The 11,363-nt window shown below is 70.4% G+C and carries 7 protein-coding genes; 1 reads left to right on the top strand and 6 read right to left on the bottom strand.

Annotated features, from left to right (window positions below):
* From ACWGIG_RS31045 to eccD, 6 genes are all read right to left on the bottom strand, one after another.
* Window positions 1-2,658, bottom strand: a 2,658-nt coding sequence (locus tag ACWGIG_RS31045) for an AAWKG family protein (protein ID WP_453325013.1), incomplete at its 3' end; no start/stop codon positions are given.
* Window positions 2,659-2,689: 31 nt separating this feature from the next.
* The gene (locus ACWGIG_RS31050) at window positions 2,690-3,184 is read right to left on the bottom strand and encodes a type VII secretion system-associated protein (RefSeq protein WP_453325014.1); all 495 of its coding nucleotides are present in this window, start codon (window positions 3,182-3,184) and stop codon (window positions 2,690-2,692) included.
* 80 nt (window positions 3,185-3,264) lie between these two features.
* Window positions 3,265-3,603, bottom strand: coding sequence for a WXG100 family type VII secretion target (locus tag ACWGIG_RS31055; protein WP_453325015.1), 339 nt, complete (start codon window positions 3,601-3,603; stop codon window positions 3,265-3,267).
* An 82-nt stretch (window positions 3,604-3,685) separates the two neighbouring features.
* On the bottom strand, window positions 3,686-4,033 hold the full coding sequence (locus tag ACWGIG_RS31060) for a hypothetical protein (RefSeq protein WP_453325016.1): 348 nt from the start codon (window positions 4,031-4,033) through the stop codon (window positions 3,686-3,688).
* A 188-nt stretch (window positions 4,034-4,221) separates the two neighbouring features.
* Entirely contained in the window at window positions 4,222-5,697 is a 1,476-nt protein-coding gene (gene eccB, locus ACWGIG_RS31065) for a type VII secretion protein EccB (RefSeq protein WP_453325017.1), read from the bottom strand.
* A 13-nt stretch (window positions 5,698-5,710) separates the two neighbouring features.
* Window positions 5,711-7,102 (bottom strand): type VII secretion integral membrane protein EccD, encoded by a 1,392-nt coding sequence (eccD, locus tag ACWGIG_RS31070; protein WP_453325018.1) that lies wholly within the window; start codon window positions 7,100-7,102, stop codon window positions 5,711-5,713.
* Between the two features lie 171 nt (window positions 7,103-7,273).
* On the opposite strand from eccD, the gene eccCa reads away from it, so the two are divergent.
* Complete coding sequence (gene eccCa, locus ACWGIG_RS31075) at window positions 7,274-11,263, top strand: type VII secretion protein EccCa (protein ID WP_453325019.1); 3,990 nt, start codon at window positions 7,274-7,276, stop codon at window positions 11,261-11,263.
* Window positions 11,264-11,363: the final 100 nt, after the last annotated feature.

Below are 11,363 nucleotides of genomic sequence, written 5' to 3' on the forward strand. Positions count from 1 at the left end.
GCCCGGGCCCTGGCCGCCGCCGATCCCGCCGCCGGTCAGGGACGGGCCCTTCTTCTTGCTCTCCGGGTAGTCGTAGTAGTCGTAGTTGCCCGACCCGCCGCCCTTGATGTTGTTGAGGTTCGGCGAGCCGGTGTTGCCCGTGGTGCGGCCGTACTGGTCGGTGGTGACCGTCCGCCCGTCCGGGTAGGTGATCTGGTGACCACCGTTCTTGAGCTGCTTGTCGACGGTGCCGTCCGGGTACTTCGTGGTGGTCGAACCGTCCGGGTTGTGGGTGGTCTGCGCAGGGCCGGGGCCGCCCCTGGTGTTCAGGTGCTCGGTCTTCTTGTTGCCGTCGGCGTCGGTGGTCGTGTAGGTGCCGTCCGGGCCGATCCTGGTGTTGCTGCCGTCCTTGTACGTCGTCGAGACGGTGCCGTCGCGGCCCACCTGTGCGACGGAACCGTCGGCGTACGTAATGGTCGACGTGCCCTTGCCCAGGTGCGAGACGGTCTTCGTGCCGTCCGGGTCGACCGTGGTCACGGTGCCGTTCGCCGAGACGGTGGTCTTCGTGCCGTCCGCGTGCGTGGTGGTGGTCGCGCCGTCCTTGCCGAACACCGTGGACGAGCCGTCCGGGTTCTTCACGGTCGAGCCGGGCTGCGGGTGGCTGGTGGTGCTGTTGCCCTGCGCGTCGGTGGTGGTGAGCGTGCCGTCCGGGGTCAGCTTGGTCGACGTGCCGTCGGGGTACTGCGTGATCGTCGTGCCGTCCGGCCTGACGGTGGCCTTGGAACCGTCCTGGTAAGTGACGGTCTGGCTGCCGTCCTTGTTCAGGACGGTCCGCGATCCGTCCGGGTTGTTCGTCACGGACGTGCCGTCCGGGTTGACCGTGGTGGTCGTGCCGTCCTTGTGCGTGGTGGTGCGCGAGCCGTCGGCGTTGTACGAGGTCGTACTGCCGTCGGGTCCCTTGACGGTCTTGACGGGGCCGCCGCCTCCGGTGCCCCAACCGCCGCCCCCGCCGATGGGGTTCAGGTTCGGCGGGAGGACGCCCGCAGGGGTGGTCTCCTTGTGGCCGTCCGGGAAGGTGGTGGTGGTCGAGCCGTCCGGGTTCTTGACGGAGATCGAGCCGTCGGGGTTCTTGATGGCGCCGCCGGGGCCGACTCCATTGCCGCCCAGGTCGTTGAGGCTCGGCGGGGGCACTTTGACCTTGTTTTCGCCGCCTGCGCCGCCGGTGCCGCCGCCGGTGCCGCCGCCTTTGCCACCACCAAGGCCGCCCGCGCCGCCGCCTAGGCCGAGGCCGCCCGCACCGCCGCCTGTGCCGCCACCGTTGCCGCCGATGTCGTTGAGGTCCGGCGGTGGCTTGATGCCGTTGGGCCCGTCCTTGCCGCCGCCCTTCATCTCGTCGATTTCCTTCTTCGCTTCCTCCTTCTCCTTCTTGGCCTCTTCCTTCTCCTTCTCTATTTCGGCCTTCGCGTCGGACTTTTCCTTCTCCAGGTCGGCCTTGGTCTTGGCCGCCTCGTCGACGGCGTTGGCCTCTTTGAGGCTGGTGAATCCCGGGTTGAACACCACGGAAAACGTGCCCATGGTGCGGAAGGCGTTGTTGATGTCTTTTGCGATGCGGGTGGCGGCCGGATCGAGCACGATCTGGATGTAGGCCTGCCAGTTCCCGTATGCCTTCCGGCCCACCTCCTTCCAGGCCTCGGGTGTTCTCAGATCGCCGTAGTCCGGGTGAATCGGCTCCAGGAATCCGGCGGCTGCGATGTAAGGTGCGCTGTCCTCGGTGCCCATATTGACTGTGGCTTTGGTGAGGTTATTTTCGTTGAGCCATTTCGATATCTTGTCCATATGTGCATTGAGATGGGCGATCGGCAGATACAGCTGGTCCGGCAGGGCCTGTGCGTTGAACTCGTCCGGCCAGGGGACATCGGCTTTCCACTGCGTCCAGGCATCACGCAGACCCTTGATCGCCGTGTAGAGCACACCCTCGGCTTCCATGAGCTTGTCGCCCATCGACGAACCAGAGGTGTACGAGGTGGTCTGGGACGTGACGTTTCCCTTGGAGGAGAGGTCCTGAAGGATGTCCTTGTAACCGAGGCTCAGGCCCTCGATCAGGTCCTTGAAAACATCCGCGCCATTTCCCTGGTACGCGGAATGCTCTTCCTCCAGCTCTTTGACCCACTGCGCAAGCTTCGGCGTCTGGGTTTCGAAGTAGTCGGTGACCCGGTCGAAGGCTGCTGCTGCCTTGGCGAATGTCTTGAGCTCGATGGAAGAGCCACCCGGGACAGCCGTCTTGTGGGGGTAGGCGGACCCGAAACCAACAGTCGTATGTTGGGCGACCAATTGTTCCAGGGCGTCACCGTAACCCTGGTAGAAGGCCGCGGCATTTCCGGATGCGGAGAAGTCCGAGCCGTTCGACGAGCTCAGCGGAGCACGGAGATCAACCCATCTCTGGATGAGGTAGGTTGCGTTTCCCTTCCGGGTGGAGACGTCCATGTAGCTGATGGTGCGTTTGCCCTCTTCTACTGTCGGGCTGCCGTTCTTCTTGAAGATCAGCCACTCGCTGCCGTCGCCGTTGTCCGGGTTCGCACCTCCCACCGCGCCGACCGAATAGCGCGTACCGGCGTCGAATCCGGTGATCTGCTTGACGACGACGTCCCAGGGATTTGGCGGAAGGGCGGGATCGGGCATGGTTTTCTGTCCTCAGGGAATCGGAACGGAATCAGGCGGCCGGGGGCGGAGGGGAGGGGGCGGCCGGGGCCAGATCGACATCCAGATTGCGGAAGTCGTTGAGGAAGCTCTGGCTCTTGATGTCTTCCAGGCTCTTCTGCTTGGCCGCTTCCATGCGAGGGATCAGCGATTTGAGGAAGTTGTCGCTGATGTGCTGGAAAATGGATTGCTGCTTCACCTCGATGGCTTCGAGGGCAGTCGCGGCAGCTTTGGTGTAGGTCATCAGCGGATCGACGCTGATGTTGCCGTTCTTGCCTTCCTTGTTCCCCAGCAGGCCGACGACGAGAGTGGTCTCGGTGTAGAGGATCGCGGGGTTGTCGAGCTGGCCCTTGAGAGCCCCCATCGAAGGGGCGCCCCCTACGCTCCCCGCGTTCCCTTCCTGCCCCAGGGCTTTCAGAAGCGTGATGAACGCCCCCACGTCGTCCGTCGCGAACTTCTTCAGCGTTTCTATGTCCAGATGCGACAGATCGGTCGGGCCGGCCGGCATGACGTCTCGCAATCAGCAGGAGGGAGCGGGGCGGGGGTGGGGAGACGGCCTCTGAGCGGAGGCCTCGGGGCGGCGCCGGGTCAGCGGCCGATGCCCATGCTTCCCCACTCCTCCGCACTGCGGTTCTCGTGCCTGCGGTACAGGTCGGATATCTCGTTCAGCGTGGAGCTGTGCCTCGTCAGCACCTGGCCCAGTTGATCGGTGGCACTGTTCCACTGGTTCTGCAGGCCCCCGTAGGTGGCCGCGTCCGCGCCCTGCCAGGCGCCCCGCAGGCCCGCGAGCTCCTCGTTGAGGGCGGTGACGAGGCTCTTGATGCGCTGCGTCTGCATGCGCATGTCGTCGGCGGCCTGGTCCACGGACTTGTACTCGACGTGGATGATGCCGTCGGTCTTGTTGGAGTGGTCGTACGGAGTGGACATGGCGAACTCCTGCGGGGAGAAAGGGAGTCGGGCGGCGGAGGAGGGGGAGGAGCAGGGGGAGCGGCCGGGACGTGACGGCCGGTCAGGTCAGCTGGTCGAAGACGTTGTTCGACGCGCCGCTGCCCGAGATGATGTCCGTGGTCTGCGCCTGGAGGCCCTTCTGGGCCAGGCCGGTCTGCTCCAGCCGGGTCATCATGTCGCCGATGTTCTTCTTGATGATGTCCACCTGGCCGTTCCAGTCCGAGAGCAGCTTCTGGAACGCGCCGCCGTCCTGGCCCCCGTACGCCGTCATCAGCGCGGCCATGGTGGTCTGGACGTCCTGCTGAGACTTCTCGATGCCCGACTTGACGTTGCCGAGGGCGTTGTAGCCCTTCTGGTTCTCCGACTGCGACGAAGTCTGGAGACTGCCCGGGGGCGGGGGAGTGGCCATGAGAGGTCCTTTCAGGGGCGGGGGATGCCCCTGATGCTAGAGATGCTGATGTGACATGAGCAATGCTTTGACGGAAATCTGAGCTCAGCTTGATCTTCGGGGCGCCCAGCAAAGGGAATTGGACGTTCCAGGGGTGTAAATCAGCCGTGAGCTGCGGAAGTTGGCACCGGATCGCCACCCACTGTTCATCAACAGGACTCCGGCGGACCCGCCGACGGGACGGCCGCGGCGGGCCGTTCGCCCTTCGCCGCCGCCACGTCCAGCACCGGCCCGGTCGGCAGCATGTCGAGGAGCCGGGACGGGACCGCCTGCGCGTGCCCGCCCTTCAGGCCGAGTCTGGTCACCGCGTCGGCCGTCGGCAGCCGGTACTTCACGCCGACGTCCGTCACCAGGTACGTCGTCGTGCCGATCACCGTGCCGCCCGCGCCCAGTGCCTGTACGAGGGCGCCGCCACCGGGACGTACCGCCACGCCGTCCACCGCCAGGCACGCCCGGCCGATGTCCGGCCCCGACGCGGGGGCGTCCGCGCGCTCCGTGCCCGGCTGCAGCGCGAGGTGCACCCTCGGCGCCGCCCCGTCCGGCTGGATCCGGGCGCACACCGAGGTGCCGGGCGCCACGGGCTGGACCACGGGCGTACGGGCGGGCCAGCCCGCCGGGTCCTTGGCAGCCTTCGCCGCAGGGGCCTGATACCGCGTCAACTGGTCGGCCGCGAGCCGGATCGCGTCCGGTGCTTTCCCCCGGTAGGCAAGCTTCGCCGTCCGGTCGTCGCCCAGGACGAGGGCCGCACCGGTGGCGCTCAGCGCCCGCAGCCCGGCCTTCTCCAGGAGGAAGTGCTGCGGCGCGGCACCGGGCGAGTCCAGGGCGTACACCTGGCCGATCCGGCCGGCGGCGCCGCCGATCCGCGGGCCCGCCGAGCCCCGGTCCGCCACCTCGGGCGCCGTCAGGTCCGGGCCCGCCGGGACGCTGTCCAGGAACGCCGCCGACACGTGCACCGGGGACGCCCCCGAGTAGCCGAGCGCCTCGGCCGCGCCGTGCGCGCCCAGCCGCAGCCGCCGGCCACCCCACAGGGCGTACCGGCGCCCGTCCGGGCCCTGCACCAGGACCGTACGGTCCGTGCCCGGGGACGTACCGGCAGGTGCCGCGCCGAGGCGCAGCGAGGTGACGGGCTTGCGGCCGGTGCCGTCGGGGCCCGTACGGGCGGGCTCGTCCGCGCACACCTGCCAGGCGCCCTGCTCCAGGTCGCCGAGTGCCGGGAGGGAGTCCGGGGCGCCGGGAATGCCCACCGGGGTGCCGTGCTGCTCGCCGGAGAGGGAACTCCCCGACGCCGAGACCGCCTTGAGCTTGTCGGCGGCGATCAGCCGCGCCGAGGCGTAGTTGCGCACCGGGTGGAGCTTGCCGCCCAGGTAGAGGTAGCGGGTGCCGGTGTCCTTCTGCACGATCAGGGCGGAGTCCTGCCGCCACGCCTTGTTCCCCGCCGGGGAGATCATCCCGTACAGCAGGAATCCGACGACGAGCACGACGCCGAGGCCGATGCCCCACGCCATGCCCCGGTTGGTGCGGCCCACCGGCGACTCCGGGGAGTCCGGATCGCTGCGCAGCATGCCGCTGGTGAGCCGCCCCATGACGAACATGTGGGCCTGGACCTGGTCCTTCTTGGACTGCATCGCGCGTCCCCCCTCAGCTGTTCGCGCCGCGCAGGGCCGCGTACACGCCCAGCACCCACAGGGCGAGCGGGATCAGCGCCACCGCGGACAGGGTGTGCAGAATGTCGGCGGCCCGGCCCCAGTGCGGGATCATGCGCCGCCCGGGCACCGTCCACGAGGCGACGGCCGCCGCGGCGGCGATCGCGAGCAGCACGGCCAGCAGCGCGGGGCGCTGTGCGGCGGGCAGTGCCCCGGCCGCGTGCACCGCCATCAGCACCAGTCCGTACAGGCCCGGCAGCAGCACGGCGGGCCGCTGCCACACATTTCCGATGCCGCGCGAGTGCAGCAGCAGGACCAGGCACAGCACGCCGGACGTCACCAGGGCGGCCGTGCCCGGGCGGTCCAGGACCAAGGCGGTCAGCACACCCGCACAGATCAGGCCGGTGGCCGAGTAGAGGGCGGTCATCCACTCCTCGGCGAGCGCCGTGCGGATCACCACCCCGGGCTGCGGGTGGGGTTCGATGCCCTCCTGCAACTGCTCGGCGTTCGACGGCAGCGCGGGCAGCTTCAGCCCGGACAGCCGGAACGCGATGCCCGGCACCATCCCGCCGAACACCACCGCCAGCACCGCGACGATGCTCGCCGCGTGCGCGGCCGGCACGTCCATCGTCAGCATCAGCACGCCCCAGACCGCGCCGGCGACCGCGACCACCGCCGTGCACAGCAGCAGCGGTACGAACGCGGCGACCGCGGCCACCGCCAGGATCGCCCCGCCCGCCGCCGCCGCGGAAGCGGCGAGGAGCCGCGAGCCGAGCAGCTGCGGGCCCGGGTCGCCCACCGGCAACAGCGCACCGGCCAGGGCCAGATACGGCGCGACCAGCACACCGAGGGCCGCGCCCGCCGCCGAGTCGCCCACCGCGCGGCTCGCGGACGCCGCCCCGAACAGGATCAGCAGACCGGTGCCCGCCGCGACGGCGGCCCGTACCGGAGCGGAACCGCCCGGCAGTGCCAGCACCAGCAGGCCCGCCGCCAACATCGCCACGGCCGTGCCGCGCAGCAGCCACCGGCTGGTGCGGGCCGCCCAGCCGTGCGGGCGCCCGCGCATCGTGGTGGCGACCCCGTCGACCAGGTCGTCGAAGTGGATCGGCGGCAGGGCTTCCGTACGGGGCCGCAGCAACAGGGTCTCCCCGTCGCGCAGTTGGAGCGACTCGGGCGTGCCCTCCTCGTCCAGGGGCTTCTCGCCCAGGCGCTGCAGGATCCAGCCACCGTGCTCGATGCCCTTCTCCGCCAGGTCGTCGCCCGCGTGATCGAGCAGGATGGGCAACAGATCGGCGACCGGTACGTCCGCGGGCACCGCGAGGTCGACGAGCCGTTCAGGGGTTCTTACCGTGAGCCGGCACAGGCCGGGGGCTGATATGTCAGTCATGGCGGCGGGGCCACACCTCTCCGAAGGGTTCGAGGGGCCGGGATTCCGAAGTAGATCATGGCGCACTACCTTTGAGCGCACGTCAGTTCGTACGGCCCTACCGGAAGGCCCCAGGTGGTCCCGGTCGCCGACGGCTGCGTCCGGCGCGACGAGCTCAAGGAGAACCCCCGCGTGAGCACAGTTCTGTTCCGCCGCCCCGCCCGCAGGCGCGGGCCCGACATGCCGGACGGCGAGATCAGCCTCCAGGAGCCGCCCACACTCCCGGAGGCGGAGCCCAACACGTCCGCCATGTGGATGTACCTTCCGATGGGCCTCACGTCGCTCGCCATGCTGATGATGTTCATCAGGCCGGGACAGGCCACCGCCTTCAGCTACTTCGCGATAGGCCTTATGCTGCTGTCGTCCGTGGCGATGATCGTCGGCCAGCTGATCCGCACCGCAGGCGACCGCAAACGCAAGCTCAAGGGCGAACGCCGCGACTACCTGCGCTACTTGGCGCAGACCCGCCGCAAGATCCGCCGCACCGTGGCGGAGCAGCAGAAGGCACTCGCCTGGCGGCACCCCGACCCGGCCGCCCTCTGGGCCCTCACCAACACCAGTAGGCAGTGGGAACGCCGCCCGGCCGACGAGGACTTCGCGGAGGTGCGCGTCGCCGTCGGCGAGCAGAAGCTCGGCACCCGCCTGGCCCCGCTGGCCACCAAGCCGGTCGAGGACCTGGAACCGCTGTCCGCGCACGCCCTGCGCAGCTTCATCCGCGCCTACGGAACCGTTCCCGAGCAGCCCATCGCCCTCTACCTGCGGGCCTGGTCGCGCATCCTCCTTGAGAGCCCGGAGGACGGCGACGACGGGTCCAGGGCCCGCGCCCTGACCAGGGCGCTGATCGCCCAGCTCGCCGCCTTCCACGCCCCGGAGGAGCTGACCGTCGCGCTGTGCGTGTCGGACGCGCGGCGCCCCGACTGGGAGTGGACGAAGTGGCTGCCGCACGCCCAGCACGCGTACCAGCGCGACGGCGCGGGCGCCGCCCGTACCGTCGCTGCCGGCCTCGTCGAGCTGGAGGAACTGCTCGGCGCCGACTTCACCGAACGCCCGCCCTTCGACCCGGACACCGCGCCGGGACGTGAGGAACCCTTCACCTTGATCGTCGTGGACGGCGGCATCGTGCCCGGTGGTCACCGGCTGGAGGGCCCCGGCTACCGCAACGCCGTCGTTCTCGACCTGTCGGGCTCCTTCGCCTGGAAGCCCGCCCGGGGCACCCTGCGGCTGCGGCTGACCGGCGAGGGCCTGCACCTGGTGCGCACCGACCGCGAACGCAAGGAGCAGTCGACCCTGCTCGGCGCCCCCGACGCGCTCGGCCCGGTCGCCGCCAGGACACTGGCCGCCCGGCTCGCCCCGTACCGGCTCGGCGGCGGCGCCGTCTCCGCCGAACCCTTCGCCACCGACACCGAACTCACCACCCTGCTCGGCATCTCCGACCTGCGCAGGCACGACCCCGAACGGCTCTTCAACCGCCCGCTGGAGAGCCGTGAGCGGCTGCGGGTGCCGATCGCCGTCGGCGAGGACGGCACCCCCGTCGAACTCGACATCAAGGAGTCCGCGCAGGGCGGCATGGGCCCGCACGGCATGCTCATCGGTGCCACCGGATCCGGCAAGAGCGAACTGCTCCGCACCTTGGTTCTCGGCCTCGCACTCACCCACTCCTCCGAGAGCCTGAACTTCGTCCTCGTCGACTTCAAGGGCGGCGCGACCTTCCTCGGCATGGACTCCCTGCCGCACACCTCGGCCGTCATCACCAACCTCGCCGAGGAGACCCCCCTCGTCGGCCGCATGCAGGACGCCGTGCACGGTGAACTGATGCGCCGTCAGGAACTGCTGCGGCGGGCCGGAAACTACTCCTCGGTCCTGGAGTACGAGAAGGCGCGCGCGGCCGGCACCCCGCTGGCCCCACTGCCCTCCCTCTTCATCGTCGTCGACGAGTTCTCCGAACTCCTCGCCGCCCACCGTGACTTCATGGACCTCTTCGTGATGATCGGCCGCCTCGGCCGCTCGCTCGGCGTCCATCTCCTGCTGGCCTCCCAGCGCTTGGAGGAGGGCCGCATGCACCAGCTGGAGTCCCACCTCTCGTACCGCATCGGCCTGCGCACCTTCTCCGCGATCGAGAGCCGCGGCGTCCTCGGCGTCCCCGACGCCTACCACCTGCCGCCCACCCCCGGCAGCGGCTACCTCAAGAGCGGCGTCGAAGCCCTCACCCGGTTCCGCGCCGCGTACGTCTCCGGCTCGTACAAGCCCAAGCGCGGCAGCGTCCAACAGGCTCAGATCGCCCGCCAGGTGGTGCCGTGGGGCACCGGCTGGGTGGTGCCGCGCACCCTGCCCGCAGCGCCCGACCCCGACCCGGCGACCGTCGAGCCCGACACCGGCGAGTCCCTCCTCGCGCTGGCCATCGAGAGACTGCGGGACAGCGGACCGCCCGCCCACCAGGTGTGGCTGCCGCCGCTCGACGCCCCGCCCGCACTCGACGCGCTGCTGCCGCCGCTGGTCCCCGACCCCGAATTCGGCCTCACCACCGCCGGCTCCCAGGACCGGGGCAGGCTCCGGGTGCCGGTCGGCATCGTCGACAAGCCCTTCGAGCAGCTCCGCGAGCTGCTCACCGTCGACTTCGCGGGAGCGGGCGGGCACTTCGCCGTCGCCGGCGGCCCGCAGAGCGGCAAGTCCACGGTGCTGCGCACCCTCATCGCCGGGCTCGCCCTCACCCACACCCCGCGCGAAGTGCAGATCTACTGCCTGGACTTCGGCGGCGGCGCCCTCCTCGGGCTCGCCGGGCTGCCGCACGTCGGCGGCGTCGCGGGCCGCCTCGACCGCGAACGGATCTCCCGTACGCTCGCCGAGGTCACCTCGCTCCTCAACCGGCGCGAGGTGTTCTTCCAGGAGCAGGGCATCGACTCCATGGCCACCTACCGCAAGCGGCGGGCGGCCGGCCAGTACCCGGACGAACGCTTCGGCGACGTCTTCCTCGTCGTCGACGGCTGGTCCACGGTGCGCAGCGACATGTTCGACGACATCGCCGTCTTCAACGGCCTCGCCACCCGCGGCCTCAACTACGGCATCCACCTCATGGTCAGCACCTCCCGCTGGGTGGAACTCTCCGCCGCCCTCCGCGACCAGGTCGGCAACCGCCTCGAACTGCGCATGGGCGACCCGATGGACTCCATCGTCGACATCCGCAAGGCGGGCACCGTGCCCGCCCTGCCCGGCCGCGGCCTGAGCGCCGACAAGCTGCACTTCCTCGTCGCACTGCCCCGCATCGACGGCGGCGAGGACGCCGAGGACCTCACCGAGGCACTCGCCGACCTGGTCGAGGCGGTCGCCGAGCACTGGGACGCCCCGGCCGCCCCGCCGGTCCGCATGCTGCCCACCGGCTTCACCTCGGCCGAACTCCCCGCGGCGGCACCGGACGCTCCGCTGCGCATCCCGCTCGGCCTGGACGAGGCCGAACTCGCTCCGGTCTGGCACGACTTCGCCCAGAGCCCGCACCTGATGGTGGTCGGCGACACGGAGAGCGGCAAGACCAGCGCACTGCGCCTGATCGCCCAGCAGATCGTCGCCACCCACACCCCCGAGCAGGCCCGGATCCTCGTCGTCGACTACCGCCGCGAACTCGTCGAGGCGGTGCCCGAGGCGTACCGCCTGGGACACGCCGTCGCCGCCGACCCGCTGCGCGAACTCGTCGACGGGGTCGCCCGCGCGATGGTCGTCCGCGCCCCCGGCGAAGACATCTCACCGGCCCGGATGCGCCGCGCCGACTGGTGGACGGGCCCGCGCCTGTTCGTCCTGATCGACGACTACGAAATGGTCGGCTCCGCCTTCAACGGCCCCTTCGAGCCGCTGCTCCCGCACCTCCCGCTCGGCTACGAGGTCGGCCTGCACATGGTCGTCGCCAGGTCCGCCGCGGGCGCCTCCCGCCCGGACCCCCTCATGCGCAAGCTCCAGGAGGTCAACTCCCCGGCGCTGCAGCTGTCCTGCCCGCCGTCGGAGGGTTACGTCTTCGACAGCGTCAAGGCCCGCATCCTGCCGCCGGGCCGCGCCCTGCGCATCGCCCGCCGCAAGGCGGCACTGGTGCAGCTGGCGCTCCCGGCGGACGTGCCGGAGGTGGAGGAGGAGAGCTGAGCTATTGCGCACGGGGCGTGCCGGGGCCCTCGGGCCCCAGCCGTCCCGGCCGCCACTTGCGGGCCCGGCCGCGCGGCAGGACGGCGCCCAGCAGTACGAC

Source organism: Streptomyces sp. NPDC054863 (assembly GCF_053610825.1).

Coding starts and splice junctions, on each gene's coding strand:
- ACWGIG_RS31050 (WP_453325014.1), bottom strand. CDS start 3,184: ATGCCGGCCGGCCCGACCGATCTGTCGCATCTGGACATAGAAACGCTG.
- ACWGIG_RS31055 (WP_453325015.1), bottom strand. CDS start 3,603: ATGTCCACTCCGTACGACCACTCCAACAAGACCGACGGCATCATCCAC.
- ACWGIG_RS31060 (WP_453325016.1), bottom strand. CDS start 4,033: ATGGCCACTCCCCCGCCCCCGGGCAGTCTCCAGACTTCGTCGCAGTCG.
- eccB (WP_453325017.1), bottom strand. CDS start 5,697: ATGCAGTCCAAGAAGGACCAGGTCCAGGCCCACATGTTCGTCATGGGG.
- eccD (WP_453325018.1), bottom strand. CDS start 7,102: ATGACTGACATATCAGCCCCCGGCCTGTGCCGGCTCACGGTAAGAACC.